19 protein-coding genes are annotated in these 19,469 nt (G+C 72.4%); 11 read left to right on the forward strand and 8 right to left on the reverse strand.

Annotated elements, in window-relative coordinates; all coding sequences use genetic code 11:
* Positions 1-53 precede the first annotated feature (53 nt).
* From ABZ434_RS18675 to ABZ434_RS18690, 4 genes are all read right to left on the reverse strand, one after another.
* The gene (locus tag ABZ434_RS18675; RefSeq protein WP_359137515.1) at positions 54-824 is read right to left on the reverse strand and encodes an oxidoreductase; all 771 of its coding nucleotides are present in this window, start codon (positions 822-824) and stop codon (positions 54-56) included.
* 181 nt (positions 825-1,005) lie between these two features.
* Positions 1,006-1,416 carry a Rid family hydrolase gene (locus ABZ434_RS18680; RefSeq protein ID WP_359137518.1) on the reverse strand — a complete coding sequence of 137 codons (411 nt, stop codon included), beginning with the start codon at positions 1,414-1,416 and terminating at the stop codon, positions 1,006-1,008.
* Between the two features lie 76 nt (positions 1,417-1,492).
* Positions 1,493-2,113: an L-threonylcarbamoyladenylate synthase gene (locus ABZ434_RS18685; protein WP_148021529.1), complete on the reverse strand. Its 621-nt coding sequence runs from the start codon at positions 2,111-2,113 to the stop codon at positions 1,493-1,495.
* 140 nt (positions 2,114-2,253) lie between these two features.
* Entirely contained in the window at positions 2,254-2,382 is a 129-nt protein-coding gene (locus ABZ434_RS18690) for a hypothetical protein (RefSeq protein WP_359137521.1), read from the reverse strand.
* 174 nt (positions 2,383-2,556) lie between these two features.
* On the opposite strand from ABZ434_RS18690, the gene ABZ434_RS18695 reads away from it, so the two are divergent.
* The 6 genes from ABZ434_RS18695 (at position 2,557) to ABZ434_RS18720 (ending at position 8,379) form a co-directional block, all read left to right on the forward strand.
* Positions 2,557-3,003, forward strand: a complete 447-nt coding sequence (locus ABZ434_RS18695; protein WP_359137524.1) for a MarR family transcriptional regulator — start codon at positions 2,557-2,559, stop codon at positions 3,001-3,003.
* A 316-nt stretch (positions 3,004-3,319) separates the two neighbouring features.
* On the forward strand, positions 3,320-4,156 hold the full coding sequence (locus tag ABZ434_RS18700; RefSeq protein WP_359137527.1) for an alpha/beta hydrolase: 837 nt from the start codon (positions 3,320-3,322) through the stop codon (positions 4,154-4,156).
* A 312-nt stretch (positions 4,157-4,468) separates the two neighbouring features.
* Positions 4,469-5,497 carry an L-threonine 3-dehydrogenase gene (tdh, locus tag ABZ434_RS18705; protein WP_359137530.1) on the forward strand — a complete coding sequence of 343 codons (1,029 nt, stop codon included), beginning with the start codon at positions 4,469-4,471 and terminating at the stop codon, positions 5,495-5,497.
* A 67-nt stretch (positions 5,498-5,564) separates the two neighbouring features.
* The gene (locus tag ABZ434_RS18710) at positions 5,565-6,758 is read left to right on the forward strand and encodes a glycine C-acetyltransferase (protein WP_326739559.1); all 1,194 of its coding nucleotides are present in this window, start codon (positions 5,565-5,567) and stop codon (positions 6,756-6,758) included.
* 41 nt (positions 6,759-6,799) lie between these two features.
* Positions 6,800-7,720 (forward strand): LysR family transcriptional regulator, encoded by a 921-nt coding sequence (locus ABZ434_RS18715; protein ID WP_359137534.1) that lies wholly within the window; start codon positions 6,800-6,802, stop codon positions 7,718-7,720.
* A 95-nt stretch (positions 7,721-7,815) separates the two neighbouring features.
* Entirely contained in the window at positions 7,816-8,379 is a 564-nt protein-coding gene (locus ABZ434_RS18720) for a cysteine hydrolase (protein ID WP_359137537.1), read from the forward strand.
* A 72-nt stretch (positions 8,380-8,451) separates the two neighbouring features.
* Here the strand turns inward: ABZ434_RS18720 and ABZ434_RS18725 are convergent, their stop codons facing one another.
* Together ABZ434_RS18725 and ABZ434_RS18730 are read right to left on the reverse strand one after the other, a co-directional pair.
* Positions 8,452-11,037 carry an FtsX-like permease family protein gene (locus ABZ434_RS18725; RefSeq protein WP_359137540.1) on the reverse strand — a complete coding sequence of 862 codons (2,586 nt, stop codon included), beginning with the start codon at positions 11,035-11,037 and terminating at the stop codon, positions 8,452-8,454.
* Positions 11,034-11,744, reverse strand: a complete 711-nt coding sequence (locus ABZ434_RS18730; protein WP_359137543.1) for an ABC transporter ATP-binding protein — start codon at positions 11,742-11,744, stop codon at positions 11,034-11,036. The genes ABZ434_RS18725 and ABZ434_RS18730 overlap by 4 nt, the downstream gene beginning before the upstream one ends.
* Positions 11,745-11,914: 170 nt before the next feature.
* On the opposite strand from ABZ434_RS18730, the gene ABZ434_RS18735 reads away from it, so the two are divergent.
* Together ABZ434_RS18735 and ABZ434_RS18740 are read left to right on the forward strand one after the other, a co-directional pair.
* Positions 11,915-13,144 (forward strand): sensor histidine kinase, encoded by a 1,230-nt coding sequence (locus tag ABZ434_RS18735; RefSeq protein ID WP_359137546.1) that lies wholly within the window; start codon positions 11,915-11,917, stop codon positions 13,142-13,144.
* Positions 13,132-13,791 carry a response regulator transcription factor gene (locus ABZ434_RS18740; RefSeq protein WP_359137549.1) on the forward strand — a complete coding sequence of 220 codons (660 nt, stop codon included), beginning with the start codon at positions 13,132-13,134 and terminating at the stop codon, positions 13,789-13,791. The genes ABZ434_RS18735 and ABZ434_RS18740 overlap by 13 nt, the downstream gene beginning before the upstream one ends.
* A gap of 6 nt (positions 13,792-13,797) precedes the next feature.
* Here ABZ434_RS18740 and ABZ434_RS18745 read toward each other — a convergent pair whose 3' ends face one another.
* On the reverse strand, positions 13,798-14,184 hold the full coding sequence (locus ABZ434_RS18745) for a VOC family protein (RefSeq protein ID WP_359137552.1): 387 nt from the start codon (positions 14,182-14,184) through the stop codon (positions 13,798-13,800).
* A gap of 63 nt (positions 14,185-14,247) precedes the next feature.
* On the opposite strand from ABZ434_RS18745, the gene ABZ434_RS18750 reads away from it, so the two are divergent.
* The gene (locus tag ABZ434_RS18750) at positions 14,248-14,889 is read left to right on the forward strand and encodes a nucleoside/nucleotide kinase family protein (protein WP_359137555.1); all 642 of its coding nucleotides are present in this window, start codon (positions 14,248-14,250) and stop codon (positions 14,887-14,889) included.
* 147 nt (positions 14,890-15,036) lie between these two features.
* A complete protein-coding gene (locus ABZ434_RS18755) occupies positions 15,037-16,167 on the forward strand; it encodes an aminopeptidase P family protein (protein WP_359137558.1) in 1,131 nt (376 codons plus the stop codon).
* A 17-nt stretch (positions 16,168-16,184) separates the two neighbouring features.
* On the opposite strand, the gene treZ is transcribed toward ABZ434_RS18755, so the two are convergent.
* Positions 16,185-17,945 carry a malto-oligosyltrehalose trehalohydrolase gene (treZ, locus tag ABZ434_RS18760; protein WP_359137561.1) on the reverse strand — a complete coding sequence of 587 codons (1,761 nt, stop codon included), beginning with the start codon at positions 17,943-17,945 and terminating at the stop codon, positions 16,185-16,187.
* Positions 17,946-18,110: 165 nt separating this feature from the next.
* Between treZ and ABZ434_RS18765 the strand changes: the two genes are divergently transcribed.
* On the forward strand, positions 18,111-19,466 hold the full coding sequence (locus ABZ434_RS18765; protein ID WP_359137564.1) for a GH1 family beta-glucosidase: 1,356 nt from the start codon (positions 18,111-18,113) through the stop codon (positions 19,464-19,466).
* Positions 19,467-19,469 lie beyond the last annotated feature (3 nt).

The following is a 19,469-nucleotide window of genomic DNA, read 5'->3' on the forward strand; positions in this document are numbered from 1 at the left end:
TGCCTCGGCGCCGCCACCGCATTTCCTTTCTGTGTTCCGGAATTCCGTGGGAATCAGCCCCTGGGGAATTCCCCGCCGTCCACGGTGAGTATGTTTCCGGTCACCCAGCTCGCCCGGTCCGAAACGAGGAACAGCACCGCGTCCGCGATGTCGTCGGGCCGGCCGACGCGCCCCAGCGGCACGCCGCTGTCGTCCGCGCCCGTCCCCGGGACCAGGCGTGCCCACTCCTCCCGCGTGGCCTCGCCGCCGGGGGTCCCGGTCCTGCCGGGGCTGACGGTGTTGACCCGGACGCCGAACGGTGCCAGCTCCAGGGCCAGCCCCCGGCTGTAGTTCTCCAACGCGGCCTTGGCCGCCGTGTAGTGCAGGAACGGCGGGGGCGCGAACGGCGTCGCGGCCGAGGAGACGTGGACGATCGTGCCCGAACGCCGTTCCCGCATCCCCGGTGCCAGCAGTGCGTCCAGCCGTACCGACGCCAGGTAGTTCAGGTCCAGCTGGTTCTGCCACTCCTCGTCGGGGATGTCCGCGGTGTGCCGGAACGGCCCCGCCCCACCCGCGTTGTTGACCAGGATGTCCACTCCGCCGAGCACCTCCCGCGCGGCCGCGGCGAGCGTCTCCGCGCCGGCCTGCGTCCGCACGTCGGCCTCCACGAAGGTGACACCCTCCGGCAGTGCGCCCGTCGCCGACCGGGCGGTGGTGAGCACCTCGGCCCCCGCGTCGCGGAGTTGGCGCACGACGGCCGCTCCGATTCCGCGGGAGCCGCCTGTGACGAGGGCCCGCTTTCCGGTGAGTTCGCGCGTTTCCGAGCCATTCTCCGTCGTGGTCATGCCGCTGGTCCTCTCAGAAATGTCGTACACGTCCGCTCGACGGGAGTGGAATGCGTTGCCGTCGAGCTGTTTTGACGGTACGGCCGGGAGAGAATGAGAGGCAAAGACGAAATATCAGCGGGTGCCATAGGGAATTCCTATGGCGTCCTGCCCGTCCTCCTCCTGCGGGGAGCAGGGCGGTTCAGGAGTCGAGGACGGCGGCCACGGATTCGATCTCGACGAGCTGGTCGTGGTAGCCGAGCACGGTGACGCCCATCAGCGTGCTGGGAACGTCGTGGTCACCGAACGCGGCCCGGACCACCTTCCACGCGGTCACCAGGTCCTCCTGCCGGGTGGAGGCGACGAGCACGCGGGTGCTGATGACGTCCCGCACATCGGCGCCCGCGTCCTTCAGCGCGGTCCGCATGTTCTCCACGGCCTTGGCCGCCTGGCCCGCGTAGTCCCCGACGGCCGCCGTCGAACCGTCCTCGTTCAGCGGGCAGGCGCCCGCGAGGAAGATCAGCCGAGCCTCGGCGGGGGCCGTGGCGGCGTAGGCGTACTCGGCGACGTCGGACAGGGTGGCGGAGCGTATCAGTGTGACGGCACGAGGCATGGTCGGTGCGGTCCTCCGGTGTGAGGGATGGGGGAGTCGGGCCGGCGGGCCGGGGCTGCCCCCGGCCCGCGCCCGGCTACTCGAAGCGGGAGGGGTCGCCGGCTCCACGCCGTACGATCTCCAACTCGCCGCTGGAGAAGTCGATGACGGTCGTCGGTTCCGTGCCGCAGTCGCCTGAGTCGACGACGACGTCCACCTCGTGGTCGAGCCGTTCCTTGATCTCCCAGCCCTGGGTCATCGGCTCCTCCTCGTCCGGCAGGAGCAGGGTGCTGGACAGGAGTGGCTCGCCGAGTTCCTCCAACAGCGCCTGGACGACGGCGTGGTCGGGGATGCGGACGCCGACGGTCTTCTTCTTCGGGTGCAGCAGCTGACGCGGCACCTCCTTCGTCGCCGGAAGGATGAAGGTGTACTGGCCGGGGGTCGCGGCCTTGATGGCGCGGAACACGTCGTTGTCGATCTGCACGAACTGCCCGAGCTGGGCGAAGTTCTGGCACATGAGCGTGAAGTGATGACGGTCGTCGAGGTTGCGGATCGCGCGGATGCGGGAGATGCCGTCACGGCTGCCGAGCTGGCACCCGAGCGCGTAGCACGAGTCCGTCGGATACGCGACGAGTGACCCGGAGCGGATGCTTTCGGCCACGTTGGTGATGGTGCGCCGCTGAGGATTTTCGGGATGTACGTCGAAATACTTCGCCATCCGGCGAGTCTACGGCCGGGGCGGCAAGCGGTTCGAGGCAAAAGCGGGTTGTCCTGCCCCGGGGACGGGCAGGACAACCTTTTCGGGTGGTGGGGCGCCGCTCAAACCTTTTCGGCCAGGTCAGGCCTTGGTGGCGGTGACTACGGGCGTCGGGAGTCCGTGACGAGCGCATTCGCCTCGGCCGGTGCCCGTACGGGGATGAGTGCGGCGAGGACCGCCGCGGTGAGGGCGACGCCGCCGGAGCGGGCTGTGGGCCGGGGTGTGTTCACGGGGCTCCTGTGACTCTGCCGGGCCATGAAGGTTGCGTCCTGCATTTACCATGCGCAGTGCGCTGAAAGTGCATGATGCATATTGAGTGCATAATGCATAGCTGTGGTATATATGTACAAAAGAGGTCGCCCGCCCTGCGGGGAGGCGAGCCCGGCAGTCGAAGGAAGCCTCGCGTGGACATGCCTGTGGACCGGATCGAGTTCGAGACGATGCTTCTCGGGCGGCACATGAGTCTGCTGACCTCGCGAGGAGGCGGGCGGCTCGACCGGAGTGCCTACATCCTCCTGAGCCGCATCCGGGCCCAGGGCCCGATGTCCATCGGTCAGCTGCGCGACGCCTTCGGCCTCGACACCTCCACCCTGAACCGGCAGACCGCCGCGATGCTCCGGGTCGGGGTCGTCGAGCGCATCCCGGACCCGGACGGCGGGATCGCCCGGAAGTTCGCCATCACGGCCGAGGGCGAGCACCGGCTGGACAAGGACCGGGCCGAGAACCTGGACGGTCTGCAGCGCGTACTGGCCGAGTGGACCCCGGAAGAGGCGGCCCAGCTCGCGGACAGCCTCGCCCGCCTCAACCGCGACATCGAACGCCTCGACGGGCGGCCCTGGCCGCGGGACTGAGTGCGGCCGACGCCTCAGCGGGGCCGGGGGCCGGGGGCCGTTTCCGGCCCCCGGCCCCGCTGACGTGCGGCAGTCAGGTCCGGACAGCTCGGTGACGGCCCAGGTCCGGACCGCGGCGGAGGAGGGCCGCCTCCGGGGTGAGCCGATGCTGTGCCGACGATGCGGTCGGCGGTTGTCGGTCGGCGGCCCGGAGCCGTTGCATAGGAGGATGGGGCCGTCCTCGTTGTCGTGGCTGTCATCGGCGTCGGAAGTCCGGCCCCGCCCCTGGGTACGGTGAGGGGACGAGCAAGGGACTGACGCCGAAGAGGGGTACCGCATGGCCGAGTTGGAGCTTTCCGCAGGTGTCGTCGAGTACGAGGACACCGGCGGGGACGGGCCGGTCGTGGTCCTGCTCCACGGGGTGGCGATGGGCGGCTCGTTGTGGCGGCATGTCGTCGCGGACCTGAGACAGGGGTACCGGTGCGTCGTGCCGACGCTGCCCCTCGGCGGCCACCGGAGACCGATGCGGCCCGAGGCGGATCTTTCGGTCCTCGGCGTCGCACGGCTGGTCGCCGAGTTCCTCGACGCACTCGGCCTCACCGACGTCACCCTGGTCATGAACGACTGGGGCGGGGCCCAGGCCCTGGTCGCGGACGGGCGGGACCAGCGGATCGGCAGGCTGGTCATCACCTCCTGCGAGGCGTTCGACAACTTCCCGCCCGGCCTGCCCGGCAACAACCTGTACGCCGCCGCCAAGATGCCCGGCGGTCTCAAGGCGGCCTTCACCCTGCTGAAGCTCAAGCCGATGCGGCGACTGCCGATGACGTGGGGCCGGATGAGCAAGCGGCCCGTTCCGGACGCGGTGATGGACGCCTGGTTCCGGCCGTTGTGGACCTCGCCGGAGATCCGCCGCGACCTCAGGAAGTACGTCCTGGGCGTGCCGCCGAAGGCCGAGCTCCTGCGCTGGGCGGAAGCCCTGCGCACCTTCGACCGGCCGGCACTCGTCGCCTGGGCCTCGGAGGACCGCGTCATGCCGCTGGAACACGGACGCCGGCTGGCCGGAATGCTGCCCGAGGGCGAGCTGGTGGAGATCGCCGACAGCTACACCCTGATCCCGGAGGACAGGCCGCAGGAGCTCGCCCGGCACGTCCGGGAGTTCCTGCGGGCCACGTGAGGGCGCGGTGCGCCCGCACCGAACGGAGCAAGGGGCGCTCCGCGCGGTGCGCCCGCACCGAACGGAGCAAGGGGCGCTCCGGCCCGTTCAGCACGGCGTGAAGCGGAGCTGCGGGCGCGCTTAAGAAAACCTCGATGGACCTGGGGCGCGGGGTACGGCAGATTTCTCCGTGACGGCGGAGGATGGTGCGCGGCAGCCGGTCGAACGCGCTGCCACGCCGTCCTTCTCATACTTCCCCGGGCCGCAGGCTGCCTTCGGCATGCCCCCGGCCCGGGGCCATCAACGCCGCACCAGGTACAGGGAGCCGCAGCCGTGAAGGCACTCGTGAAGCAGAAGGCCGAGCCGGGACTCTGGCTGATGGACGTGCCCGAGCCGGAGACCGGCCCCTCGGACGTCCTGATCAAGGTGCTCCGTACCGGCATCTGCGGCACCGACCTGCACATCCGTAACTACGACGGCTGGGCCCAGCAGTCCATCAGGACCCCGCTCGTCCTGGGCCACGAGTTCGTCGGCGAGGTCGCCGCGATCGGTTCCGACGTCATCGACATCGCCGTCGGTGACCTGGTCAGCGGCGAGGGCCACCTGGTGTGCGGGAAGTGCCGCAACTGCCTGGCCGGCCGCCGTCACCTCTGCCGCTCCACCCTGGGACTCGGCGTCGGCCGCGACGGGGCCTTCGCCGAGTACGTCGCGCTGCCCGCCTCCAACGTGTGGGTGCACCGGGTCCCCGTCGACCTGGACATCGCCGCGATCTTCGACCCGTTCGGCAACGCCGTGCACACCGCCCTGTCCTTCCCTCTGGTCGGTGAGGACGTCCTGATCACCGGCGCCGGCCCGATCGGCATCATGGCCGCCGCCGTCGCCAAGCACGCCGGCGCCCGCAACGTCATGATCACCGACGTCAGCGAGGCCCGCCTGGAGCTCGCCCGCAAGGTCGGCGTCAGTCTCGCCCTCGACGTCGGCCCGCAGACCATCGCCGACGGTCAGCGGCAGCTCGGACTGCGCGAGGGCTTCGACATCGGCCTGGAGATGTCCGGCCGCCCCGAGGCGATGCGCGACATGATCGCGAACATGACGCACGGCGGCCGGATCGCGATGCTCGGCCTGCCCTCCGACGAGTTCGCCGTCGACTGGTCCCGGATCGTCACCTCCATGATCACGATCAAGGGCATCTACGGCCGCGAGATGTACGAGACCTGGTACGCCATGTCCGTCCTCCTGGAGGGGGGCCTCGACCTCGCCCCCGTGATCACCGGCCGGTACGGCTACCGCGATTTCGAAGCGGCCTTCGACGACGCGGCGAGCGGACGCGGCGGCAAGGTCATCCTCGACTGGACCGTCTGACCACGGCCCGCCCGACCTCCTGCCGCCTCCGTCCGGCCGCCTCCGTACCCAGCTGGGAGACACCTACATGTTCGACTCCGTACGCGACGACATGCGCACCACCCTCGAAGAGATCGAGGCCGCCGGGCTGCACAAGCCCGAGCGCGTCATCGGTACCCCGCAGTCCGCGACCGTGGCCGTCACCGCCGGTGGGCGCCCCGGCGAGGTGCTGAACTTCTGCGCCAACAACTACCTGGGTCTCGCCGACCACCCCGACGTGATCGCCGCCGCGCACGAGGCACTGGACCGCTGGGGCTACGGCATGGCCTCCGTCCGCTTCATCTGCGGCACCCAGGAGGTCCACAAGGAGCTCGAGCAGCGGCTCTCCTCCTTCCTGGGCCAGGAGGACACGATCCTCTACTCCTCCTGCTTCGACGCCAACGGCGGAGTCTTCGAGACCGTCCTCGGCCCGGAGGACGCGGTCATCTCCGACGCCCTCAACCACGCCTCGATCATCGACGGCATCCGCCTGTGCAAGGCCAAGCGCTTCCGCTACGCCAACCGCGACATGGCCGACCTGGAGAAGCAGCTCAAGGAGGCGTCCGGGGCACGGCGCCGCCTCGTCGTCACCGACGGCGTCTTCTCCATGGACGGATACGTGGCCCCGCTGCGCGAGATCTGCGACCTCGCCGAGCGCTACGACGCGATGGTCATGGTCGACGACTCGCACGCCGTCGGCTTCGTCGGTCCCGGTGGCCGCGGAACCCCCGAACTGCACGACGTGATGGACCGGGTCGACATCATCACCGGCACGCTCGGCAAGGCGCTCGGAGGCGCTTCCGGCGGCTATGTGGCCGCCCGCGCCGAGATCGTCGCCCTGCTGCGGCAGCGCTCGCGCCCGTACCTGTTCTCCAACTCGCTCGCCCCGGTCATCGCGGCGGCCTCCCTGAAGGTCATCGACCTGCTGGAGTCCGCCGGTGACCTGCGCGAGCAGCTCAATGCCAACACCGCGCTCTTCCGTACCCGGATGACCGAGGAAGGCTTCGACGTGCTGCCCGGCGACCACGCCATCGCCCCCGTGATGATCGGGGACGCGGCGAAGGCAGGCAGGATGGCGGAGCTTCTCCTCGAGCGCGGTGTGTACGTGATCGGGTTCTCGTACCCGGTCGTCCCGCAGGGCGCGGCCCGTATCCGTGTCCAGCTCTCCGCCGCACACTCCACGGCTGACGTGAACCGCGCGGTCGACGCCTTCGTCGACGCGCGGGCGGCTCTGGGGGAGTAGGCGCGACGGGGGCGCCCTCGCGACCTGGGACAATAGGTCACATGATCGATGCACGGCGGCTGCGCATCCTGCGTGCGGTGGCGGACCACCGCACGGTGACGGCCGCGGCCGCCGCGCTGTATCTGACCCCCTCCGCCGTCTCCCAGCAGCTTGCCGCGCTGGAGCAGGAGACCGGACACCGGCTGGTCGAGCGGGGCGCCCGAGGCGCCCGGCTCACCCCCGCGGGGGAGATCCTGCTGGCACACACCAACGCGGTGCTGGCGCAGCTGGAACGGGCCGAGGCGGAGCTGGCCGCGTACAGCGCGGGCGACGCCGGTACGGTCACCGTGGCCGCGTTCGCCACCGGCATCGGCCTGGTCCTCGCCCCCGCGATCGCGGCCCTGAACCGGACCGCACCCGGCATCAAGGTCCGCGTCCAGGACGCCGAGGGCGACGCGAGCGTCCCCATGGTGCTGGACCGGCAGGTCGATGTGGCGGTCGCCGTCGAGTACCGCGGCGCACCGGGTGAGGACGACCGGCGGCTGACCCGCGTGCCCCTGTACTCGGAACCGTTCGACGCGGTGCTCCCGGTGGGCCACCGGCTGGCCGGCCAGGAGCAGGTGGCCGTCGCCGACCTGGCGAAGGACGGGTGGATCGGTCCCTACCCCGGCAACCCCTGCCACGACGTCGTCGTCCTGGCCTGCGAGTACGCCGGTTTCGCACCGAACCTCGAGCACTCCTCGGACGACTTCCACGCGGTCGTCGCACTCGCCGGCGCCGGCGCCGGAGTGGCCCTGGTACCCCGTTCCGCGCTGCGCGGCGTGGCTCTGGCCGGCGTGGTGGTCCGCCCGGTGCAGGGCAGCGCCCCGACGCGCCGGGTCTTCGCCGCGGTACGCCGGGGCGCCGAGGCCCATCCGCTGATCGCCCCGGTGCTGGAGGCACTGGCGGGCGCCGCGGGCGACGACGTCCTCGGGGCGGGCTGAGCCCCCGGTCCCCTGCGGATCTCCCGAATGCCCTCGGCGGTCCCCACCGACCGGTCAGACTCTCTCGTGCCACCCGGCGACGAGAGGACAGCGGCATGGCGAAGAGCGCACTGCTCGTGATGGACGTCCAGAGCGGCATCGTGGACATCACCGGCGCCGACGCCCGATACCTGGAGCGCCTGAACCGGGCGATCGAGGGCGCCCGGGCGGCGGACATCCCCGTGATCTACGTGGCCATCGCGCTGCCGCCGGGCGATCCGGAGGTCAGCCCGCGCAACCGCGTGATCACGAATGCCGTGCGGGCCGGCTGGTTCACCGCGGGCGGGCCCGGCACCGCGATCCATCCCGCCGTCGCGCCCCGGCCGGGGGACGCCGTGGTCACCAAGAGGCGGGGGAGCGCTTTCTCGGGCAGCGACTTCGACCTGGTGCTCAGGGCTCGCGACATCGACAGTCTCGTCGTCACGGGCATCGCCACGAGCGGGGTGGTGCTGTCCACCCTGTGCCACGCCGTCGACCTGGACCTCGGCCTCACCGTCCTGGTGGACGCCTGCCACGACACCGAGACCGAGCTGCACCAGGCCCTCACCGGGCATCTGTTCCCGCGGTGGGGCGACGTCGTCACGGTCGAGGACTGGCTGAGGGCCCTCGCTGCGCGGTAGTCGACGACTGGCTCGAGGCCCTTGCCGCGCAGTACGCGGGACTTCCGGAATGCGCCCTGGGCCCGCCCCGGATCACCGCCCGCCGCCGCGCGCCCCCGGGAACAGCGTGCCCACGGCCGCCGCCGCGGTCACCGCCCCCGCCAGGACCGCGTACTGCACCGGCGGCAGGTACGGCAGCCCGCCCGTCGCCGGGAGCGCGAACGCCAGCAGCGGGATCGCCGCGACCACGGTCCCGATGGCCAGACCCGCCACCGCCACCAGGCCCGTCTCCAGCACCCGCATCCGCAGCAGCTGACCGCGCCCCGTGCCGACCAGCCGCAGCAGGCGGAACTCCGGGCGACGGCCGACGGAGATCAGGGCGAGGGTGCTGACTACGGCGAGCAGCGCGAAGCCGCCGATCACGCCGACGCCGATGACGATCAGGGCGTCACCCCGGGCGGAGGACGACGGGCTGATCCGCACGTCGTCCGGGGTCGCCGGACGTACCTCCAGTCCCTCGTACGGCGCCAGCGCACGCCGTACGGCCGACGTGGCGTCCTCGCCCGCCGAGCGCACCAGGATCTGCCGGTCGCGCGGAGCCGAGACATGCCCGGCCAGTGCCTCCCGGGGCAGCATGAACTCGCCCAGCCCCAGGGACCGTTCGTAGAGCGCCACCACTTCGGGCCGTACCCGCGTACCGTCCCCGAGACGCAGCGTGACCCTGTCCCCGACACCGATGCCCAGGTCGTCGGCCCGGTCCTTGCCGACGGCGACCGAGCCCCGGCCGGAGAGAGCGGCCGGGTCGCCCGCCGTGACCCGGGCGTCGAGCGTGCCGGCCCACTGGCCGGCCGTGAGACCCAGTACCGGGAAACGGTCCAGCGCCGGGTCGCCGGCCTCGCGGTGGGCGAGGACGACGGACGACCGCAGCAGACCCGTCGCCGCAGCCACCCCGGGCGCCCCGCGCACGGCCTCGGCCGCCTCCGCCGGGATACCCGCTGCGGGGCCCGTCACCACCAGGTCCGCCCGCAGCGCGTCCGCAGCCTGCCGGCCCGCGGCCCGCTCCAGCGTCGTGGCGGCCGCCAGCTGCACGCACACGAACGCGACGACCAGCACGATCGGAGTGAGCGCCGCACCGAGCCGGCGGTTGTGCGCGGCGGCGGACCGGGCGGCCAGGAATCCGGAGACCCCGCCCGCACGCCGCACCGGTGCGCCGAGAACCCGCATCGAGATCCGGGCGATCCACGGACCGAGCAGCGCCACCGCGATGATCAGCGAGGTCGCCGCGCCCGACGCGGCGAGCGCCGCGGCCTGACCGCTCTGCGTGGCCGCCGTACCGGCCGAACCGAGCCCGGCGACCGCCAACAGCACACCGGCGCCCGTGCGCCACCGCCCCGGCTCACCCGGCTCCGGCGCCCGCGCCGCGCTCAGGGCCGCCGCCGGCCGCATCGCGGTCACCGCACGCGCCGCGAGCAGCGCCACCGGCCGGGCGGCCAGGGCGACGAGTGACGCGCCCACGGCACCGGCCGCGACCGACAGCCACAGCGGGACGGGCAGCGGCAGCGGGTCCGTGCTCAGCAGCGACCGCATCAGCAGCCCGAGCGGCACGGCCCCGGCGGCGCCCAGCACCGCGGCGGCGACCGCGACCCGCCCCGCCTCACGGCCGACCGCCGACCTGAGCTGCCGCGGCGTCGCCCCGACCGCCCGCAGGAGCGCCAGTTCGCCGGAGCGCTGGTGCACGGCCTGGGAGATGGTGGTGGCGATCACGAGGAGGGCCACCATGACGACGGTTCCGGCGATCGACGCCAGCATCGCCAGCAGATCGCCGCGTCCGCCGAGTGCGTCGACGTGCTCCGCCTCGCCCCGTTCCGCCCCCGTCAGGACGCGCAGACCGCGCTCGCCTCCGTCGTGTCCTGCCACGACCCCGGCCAGGGATGTCCGCAGCGCGTCGGCGGACACACCCCGCTCGGCCACGACGCCGATCGCGTCCACCGTCCCGGGATGTCCGGCCAGTTCCATGAGCCGTGCCTCGGTGAAGAACACGGCGGGCGCGCCGCCCCGGTGAGCGGTGCCGGCCACCCCGCTGACGGTGTACTGCCGTGCCGCTCCGCCCATTTGCAGTGTGACGCGCCGACCCGGCTCGCCGCCCTCGGCCACCAGCGCCGCGTCCACGACCACCTCGGACGCCGACCTCGGGGCGCGCCCCTCGGAGAGCTCGTACGCGGAGAGCGCGGCCGAGGGCCAGGAGCGGCCCACCGCCGGTGCCCCGCCGCCCACGGACACCGGAACGGAGTCGTCCGCCACGGCCAGCGCGACGCCGTCCGCCGTTGCCGCCCTCGCCACGACGGCACGGTCCAGCCGCACCCGTTCCGGCAGATGGGCGGTGGCCGTCCGCGGCTCGCTGCCCCACGGCTTCGCCGTGTACGAGACCCGCTGATCGGCCACCACCACCGCGTCGGCCCCGGCATAGCGCTCCACCGGCGGCCGCGCCAGCAGCAGCGAGCCGAGCACCAGCGCGAAGGCGCCGAGCAGCGCGGCCGCGGCCGTCACCGCCGCGAACACCGCGGTCCAGGCCCGGCGATGGGCTGTCAGTGAGCGACGGGCCAAGAACGCCGAGGCCCGCCGGCTCCCGGCCCGCACGGCCACGCGAACCGGCTTACTTCGTGCATCGGTGGACGTCATCGCAGCCGGCCGCCGTCCATCGTCAGGACCGTGTCCGCCCAGCTCGCCGCCACCGGGTCATGGGTGACCATCACGACCGTGCGGCCGTCGAGCCGTACCGCGTCCCGCAGCAGGCCCAGCACCAGCGCCGCCGACTCCGGGTCCAGTGATGCCGTCGGCTCGTCCGCGAAGACCACATGCGGTTCGGTCACCAAGGCCCGCGCCACCGCGACCCGTTGCTGCTCACCGCCCGACAGCGTCCCCGGTGCGTCGCCGCCCCGGCCGGACAGTCCGACCCGGTCCAGCAGCCGCCGCCCGCGGTTCAGCACCCCCACCTCCCCGGGATCGGCGCCGGCCAGGACCAGCGGCAGCACGACGTTCTCCTCGATGCTCAGCGACGACACCAGGTTCAACGCGTGCGACTGGAAGACGAAGCCGATCCGGTCCCGGCGCAGCCGGGTCAGCGCCGCCTCGGAGAGTGCGCCGAGGTCGGTCCCGGCGATGTGCACCGTGCCCGACGACGGCCGGTCCAGGCCCGCCGCGCACTGGAGGAAGGTGCTCTTGCCCGACCCCGAAGGACCGACCACCGCGGTGAAGCTCCCCACGGGGACGACGCAGCTCACCGCGTCGAGGGCAACCGCCTCCCGGCCACTGCCGCGCCGCCCGTGGCGCCGGCTCACCGACTTCAGCTCCAGCGCCGCCGTGCGCACTGCCGTGGTTGTCTCCACCGTGGTCCCCTCGCTTCTTGACGTACTTCCTGACCTGCGTAAACGCTAGGAGGGCGAGGGGGGCGGGGCGAGGGGGCGCACTCCCGGACCGGGGGTGCAGCCAGCACCACCACGGCCCGGGGTGACCGCTCCACTCCGGCGGCGGTCAGGCCCCCGTACCGTGGTGCGGCATGAGCACCACCCCCACCCCGCTGACGCTTGCGGTCCGCCGTTCCTGGCATGCCTCGCGCTATGTCCTCATCGGCGTCCCGATCGCGCTGTTCGCGTACGTCGCGACGTTTCTGGTGGTGGCAGCGCTGCTGTTCGCGGTCGTGGTGATCGGGCTGCCGGCGCTGCCCGAGGCGGCCAAGGCGCTGCACCGGTTCGCGGAGTTCGAGCGGCGCAGGGCGGCGACGTACCTCGGCGTCCCTTTCCGGCCGATGCCGTATCCGCCGCTCGACGGCGGCGAACTCGCCGCGCGGGTCAGGCACGTGCTCTCGGACCCCGTCGTCCGGCGCGAGGCGCTGTGGCTGCCGTTCCAGGCGGTGGCCGGCAACGTCATCGGCTACCTCGCGATGGTGCTGTGGCCGGTCGGGCTGCTGGTCGACGGGATCGCGCTGACCGTCGTGCACCTGCTGGACCGGCGGAGCACCGACGAGTACGGCACGCCGCCGCCCGAGCGCCGCGGCCTGGCCCTGCGCTGGCACCCCGTACTCGCGGAACTGTCGGCGAGCTGGACCCGGTCCCTGCTGACTGCCCCGCACTCCGCCGGACTCGCCGAACGCGTCGTCCAGCTGACGGAGAGCCGGGCCGGGGCTGTCGAGGCGCACGGCGCCGAACTCCGCCGTATCGAACGGGACCTGCACGACGGCGCGCAGGCCCGCATCGTTGCCCTGTCGATGCGTATCGGCCTGGCCAAACAGGTCCTGGACCGGGACCCGGACGCCGCGCGGCAGCGCCTGGACGAGGCCCAGGACGGCGTCGACGCGGCGCTCGCGGAGCTGCGGCACGTGGTCCGCGGCATTCACCCGCCGATCCTGACGGACCGCGGACTCGCGGGAGCCGTACGAGCGTTGGCCGCGGACTCGGCCGTTCCCGTCACGGTGGAGCTCGACGGCGTCGAGGACGGGCTCCGCCTGCCGGCCGCCATCGAGGCCGCCGCCTACTTCGTCATCGCCGAGGCACTCACCAACATCGGCAAGCACAGCGGTGCGACGCTCGCGCGCGTACGGATCGACCGGGCCGACCACGCCCTGCTCGTGGCCGTCGGCGACGATGGGCACGGCGGCGCGGACGAACGCGGCGGCAGCGGGCTGGTCGGGATCAGGCGGCGGATCGCCGCCCTGGACGGCACCACCCGCATCAGCAGCCCCACCGGGGGGCCGACGGACATCGAAGTGGAGCTGCCGTGCGGATCGTGATCGCCGAGGACAACGTCCTGCTGCGGGAGGGGCTCATCCTGCTGCTCACCAGCTCGGGCCACGAGGTGGTCGCCGACGCCGCGGCAGGCCCCGAGGTGCTGCCCGCTCTGCTGGAGCACCGCCCGGACGCCGCCGTCCTCGACGTACGGCTGCCGCCCACGTTCCGCGACGAGGGGCTGCGCGCCGCCGTCGCCGCCCGCAAGGAAATGCCCGGCCTGCCGATCCTGGTCCTCTCCCAGTACGTCGAGGAGACCTACGCCGCCGAGCTGCTCGCCCAGGGCGCCCAGGGCATCGGCTACCTGCTCAAGGACCGGGTGGGCCGCGTCGACCAGTTCCTCCAGGCCCTGGACCGCGTGGCATCCGGCGGCACCGCGCTCGACCCCGAGGTGGTCAGCCAGCTGCTGACCCGCAAGGCGTCCGCGAAGCCGCTGCTGAGTCTCACGCCCAGGGAGCGGCAGGTGCTGGAACTGATGGCCCAGGGCAAGGCGAACGGCACCATCGCCACCGAACTCGTCGTCACCGAAAGAGCGGTGAGCAAGCACATCGGTTCGATCTTCGCCAAGCTCGGCCTCGAACCGGACGACGGCTCGGTCCACCGCAGGGTCCTGGCGGTTCTGGCGTACCTGGAGGGCAACGGGGCGCGCTGAGCGCACTCACGCGGGCTGGAGCAGATCCCAGCGGTTGCCGTACAGGTCCTCGAAGACCGCGACCGAGCCGTAGACCTCGTGCCGCGGCTCCTCCAGGAACCGGACCCCCGCCGCCAGCATGCGCGCGTGGTCACCGGCGAAGTCCTCGGTGTGCAGGAAGAAGCCGACCCGCCCACCGGTCTGCGCCCCGACACTGGCCCCCTGGACCTCGTCCTTGGCCCGGGCCAGCAGCAGCCCCGTGCCCTCGGTGCCGCGCGGGCGCACCACGACCCAGCGGGAGCCGTCGCCCCGGTCGGTGTCCTCCACCAGCTCGAAGCCGAGGGCGTCGGTGTAGAAACCGAGTGCTTCGTCGTAGTCGCGGACGACCAGGGTGACCAGGGCGATGTGGGACATGGGATTCCTCGCTGGACAGAAGGGGGAGAAAGGCCGCCAGGCCCGTAGCGGGACACTATCGTCATGGACACCAGCGACCTCACCGGGCTTACGGCCCGCGCCCGCCGCCTCGCCCTGGCCGGGGGCCGCCGCATCCTCGGAATCGCCGGGCCGCCCGGCGCCGGAAAGTCCACCCTGGCGGAGCAGCTCGTCGACGCACTGGGAGCGCTCGCCGTCCTCGTCCCGATGGACGGATTCCACCTGGCCCAGGCCGAACTCGAACGGCTCGGCAGGGCGGAGCGCAAGGGCGCGCCCGACACCTTCGACGCCGCCGGGTACGCGGCTCTGCTCCGGCGCCTGCGGACACCGGAGCCGGGGACCGTCGTGTACGCCCCCGCCTTCGACCGGTCCCTGGAGCAGCCCGTCGCGGGCGCCGTCCCCGTACCGCCGGACGTGCCGCTCGTCGTCACCGAGGGCAACTACCTCCTGTACGGGGAGGGCGCCTGGGCGCCGGTGCGGGGGCTTCTCGACGAGGCGTGGTTCCTGGAGCTCGACCAGGACGTACGCATCCGCAGGCTCGTCGACCGGCATGTGCGGTTCGGCAAGGCGCGGGCACGTGCGGAGCGCTGGGTGGCCGGTTCCGACGAGGTCAACGCGCGGCTCGTAGCCGCCGGCCGTGACCGAGCCGACCTGGTCGTACGGCTCGGTCACGGCTCGCGGTCCTGACTGCTCGCGCGCAACCGCCCCGGCGGGCAGGATGCGAGGAGCCGTTACAGCCACAGGTCCACCACGTCCCGCGCGAACGACCGCTGGAATGCGCACCATGTCCGGGTTCACGGCCACGATGTCCCACGCACCGCCAGGAGGCTCCGCATGACCAGCCCGTACCAGCCCGTGCCGTTCACCGCCGACGACTACCGGGCCCGGATGACGCGTGCCGCCGAGAGTGCCGCAGCCGCCGGACTGGCGGGCGTGCTGGTCGCGCCGGGCCCTGATCTGGTCTACCTGACGGGGTACCGGCCCACCGCGGTCACCGAGCGCCTCACCGTCCTCGTGCTCTCCGCCGGCCGGGATCCGGTGCTGGTCGTGCCGACCCTGGAGGCCCCGGACGCCGAGAAGGCCGTCGGCGCGCCCGCGCTGACCCTGCGCGACTGGACCGACGGCAAGGATCCCTACGCCGTCACCGCACCGCTGCTCGACGGACAGGGCCGGTTCGGGATCAGTGACAACGCCTGGGCGATGCATCTGCTCGGCCTCCAGCAGCTCCTGCCCGGGACCTCGTACGCCTCCCTCACCGAGGCGCTGCCGATGCTGCGCGCCGTGAAGGACACCCATGAGCTGGAGCGGCTCGCCGCGGCCGGGGCAGCCGCCGACGCCACGTACGACGAGATCCTCAAGGTCCGGTTCTCGGGCCGCAAGGAGACCGACGTCGCGGCCGATCTGTCCCGGCTGCTGACCGAGTCCGGGCACTCACAGGTCGACTTCACCGTGGTCGGCTCCGGACCGAACGGCGCCAACCCGCACCACGAGGCGGGTGAGCGCACCATCGAGCGCGGCGACATGGTCGTGCTCGACTTCGGCGGTCTCAAGCACGGCTACGGCTCCGACACCTCGCGCACGGTCCACGTCGGCGAACCCACCGCCGAGGAGCAGCGGGTCCACGACATCGTGCGGGAGGCGCAGGCGGCCGGCTGCAACGCGGTGCGGCCGGGCGTCGCCTGCCAGGAGATCGACCGGGCCGCCCGCGCCGTCATCACCGAATTCGGCTACGGGGACCGCTTCATCCACCGCACCGGCCACGGCATCGGCGTCACCACCCACGAGCCCCCGTACATGATCGAGGGCGAGGAACAGCCGCTCGTCCCCGGCATGTGCTTCTCCGTGGAGCCCGGCATCTATCTGCCGGGCCGGTTCGGCGTCCGGATCGAGGACATCGTGACCGTCACCGAGGACGGGGGCCGTCGCCTCAACGCCACGGCCCGCGAGCTGGCGGTCGTCGAGTAGGGCGGCCGCGCCGGTGGTCAGTCGTCGGCCAGCACCACGCACGACTCCGGCGGCAGACGCAGCGCCCCGTCCGCACCGGGTGCGTCGACGGGCAGCCAGGCGGCCAGCACCCTTCCCCCGCCGCTGCGGTGACGGCCGCCGCCCAGCGGGATCGTGGCCGGCTTCTCGTCGAGGTTGACGGCGATCCGCAGGTCGCCGCGGCGGAACGCCAGCCAGCGGGCACCGTCGTCGAACGCCGTCTTCACCGTCGCCAGATCCGGGTCGCTGAGGTCGGGCAGGGTGCTGCGCAGCGCGATCAGTTCGCGGTACCAGGCGTGCAGGCGGGCGTGCGGTTCGCGCCGCGGTTCGCTCCAGTCCAGACAGGACCGGTCGCGGGTGGCCGGGTCCTGCGGGTCCGGGATGTCCTCCTCGGCCCAGCCGTGCGCGCCGAACTCCCGCCGTCTGCCGGTGCGTACGGCCTCGGCGAGCTCCGGATCCGTGTGGTCGGTGAAGAACTGCCAGGGCGTACGGGCCCCCCACTCCTCGCCCATGAACAGCATCGGGGTGAAGGGGCCGGTGAGCACGAGAGCCGCCGCGCAGGCCAGCAGGCCGGGGGAGAGGGATGCGGCGAGCCGGTCGCCGAGTGCCCGGTTGCCGATCTGGTCGTGCGTCTGGGCGTAGCCGACGAAGCGGTGGGCGGCGGTGCGGGTGATGTCGAGGGGGCGGCCGTGGCTGCGGCCCCGGAAGCTGGAGTACGTACCGTCGTGGAAGAAGGCGCTCGTCATGGTCTTGGCGAGCCCGGCCAGCGGGGCGGCCGCGAAGTCCGCGTAGTAGCCCTGGGACTCGCCCGTCAGTGCGGTGTGCAGACAGTGGTGGAAGTCGTCGTTCCACTGGGAGTGCATACCCAGGCCGCCCGACTCGCGCGGAGTCGTCGTGCGGGGGTCGCAGAGATCGGATTCGGCGATCAGCGACAGCGGGCGGCCCAGTTCGGCCGAGAGCGTGTCGGTGGCCGCGGACAGCTCCTCGAGGAAGGTCAGCGCCCGGGTGTCGGCCAGTGCGTGGACCGCGTCCAGCCGCAGGCCGTCCAGCCGGTAGTCGCGCAGCCAGGCGAGGGCGCTGCCGAGCAGGAAGGCGCGCACCTCGTCGGAGCCAGGCGCGTCCAGATTGACCGCCGCGCCCCAGGGGGTGTGGTGCGTCTCGGTGAAGTACGGGCCGAAGGCGGGGAGGTAGTTGCCGGAGGGGCCCAGGTGGTTGTGGATCACGTCCAGGACGACCGCGAGCCCCAGTCCGTGCGCCGTGTCGACAAAGCGCTTCAGCCCCTCGGGGCCGCCGTAGGGTTCGTGCACGGCCCACAGCGAAACCCCCTCGTACCCCCACCCGTGGACCCCGGGGAACGGGCACACCGGCATCAGCGACACATGGGTGATGCCCAGCTCGGCGAGATGCCCGAGCCGGGCCGCCGCCGCGTCGAAGGTGCCCTCGGCGGTGAACGTACCGATGTGCAGCTCGTACAGGACCGCGCCCGGCAGCCCCCGCCCCGTCCAGTCGGTCTCCCAGGCAAAGGCGTCGTGGTCGACGACGGCGCTCTCGCCGTCCGGCCCGTCCGGCTGGCGGCGCGAGCGGGGATCGGGGCGCACCGGACCGCCGTCGAGGGTGAATCCGTACCGGTCGCCCGCAGCGGCCTGTGCCTCCGCGGTCCACCACCCCGCCCGCTCCGGATCACGCTCCATGGTCCGCGGCTCACCCGACAGCCGCAGTACGGCCGATTCCGCATCCGGTGCCCATACCTCGAACAACATGCAGCGCTCCCTCGTCTCCGTGTACCCGCCCATGGTCGGCAGAAGGCGCGATCTTCGACCCACGACACTGGATCGAGCTCGTTACTGGCGATTAAGGTCTGGTTCTGATCACTGCCCTGCCAGCTTCTGACATACGCACTCCCTCTTACGGCTGTGGAGGCCGAGATGACTGTGCCGCCGTTCCCGCCCGGTTTCCTGTGGGGGGCCTCCGCCTCCGCCTTCCAGACCGAGGGCGCCGTTGACACCGACGGCAAGGGGCCCTCCGGCTGGGACGCCTTCGCCGCGCAGCCCGGACGCATCAAGGACGGCACCGACACCACCCGTGGAACCGGCTTCCACCGGCACTACCGGGAGGACGTCGCCCTGCTGGCCGGACTCGGCGCCGACGCCTTCCGGTTCTCGGTGAGCTGGCCGCGCGTCGTGCCGGGCGGCAGCGGACCGGTCAACCCCCAGGGCCTCGACTTCTACGACCGTCTCGTCGACGAACTGTGCGCCCACGGCGTCACCCCGGCCCCCACCCTCTACCACTGGGACACCCCGCTCCCGCTGGACGAGGCCGGCGGCTGGCTCAACCGGGACACGGCCTACCGCTTCGCCGAGTACGCGGGCATCGTCGCCGAACGGCTCGCCGACCGCGTACCCATGTGGATCACCCTGAACGAACCCGCCGAAGTGACCATGCTCGGCTACGCACTCGGCGAGCACGCCCCCGGCCGCGCCCTCCTCTTCGACGCACTGCCCGCCGCCCACCACCAGCTCCTCGCCCACGGCCTGGCCGTGCGCGCACTGCGCGCCGCCGGCGCGGGCAACATCGGCATAGCCGTCTCGCACTCCCCGGTCTGGACCGCCGGTGAGTCCGAGGAGGACCGCTTCGGTGCCGAGCTGTACGACACCCTCACCAACCGGCTGTTCGCCGACCCGCTCCTCACCGGCCGCTACCCCGACGAGAACTTCGCCGCCCTGATGCCGGGCCCCGTCGAGGACGACCTGCGGACCATCTCCACCCCGCTCGACTGGTACGGCGTCAACTACTACAACCCCACCCTCGTCGGCGCCCCCACGGCGGACGCCCTCGACAGCTTCGCCGGCTTCGGCATGCCCGCAGAACTCCCCTTCGGCATAAGGGAGATCGAGGGGTACGAGAAGACGGACTTCGGCTGGCCCGTCGTCCCCGACGGACTGCGAGAGACGCTCGTCCAGCTGCGGGACCGATACGGCGACCGGCTCCCGCCGCTCTACATCACCGAGAACGGCTGCGCCGTCGACGAACCCACCGCGGACGCCCGCCGGATCGCCTTCCTCGACGGCCACCTCGGGGCCCTGCGGGAAGCCATCGACGCGGGCGTCGACGTACGCGGCTACTTCACCTGGTCGCTCACCGACAACATCGAGTGGACCGAGGGGGTCAGCAAGCGCTTCGGCCTGGTCCACATCGACTACGAGACGCTGCGCCGCACGCCCAAGGACTCGTACGCCTGGTACCGCGACGTCATCAGGCAACAGCGCGGGCACGGGGGCTGACGC

It is taken from the genome of Streptomyces sp. NPDC005761 (assembly GCF_040630635.1).
Classification (GTDB): Bacteria; Actinomycetota; Actinomycetes; order Streptomycetales; family Streptomycetaceae; genus Streptomyces.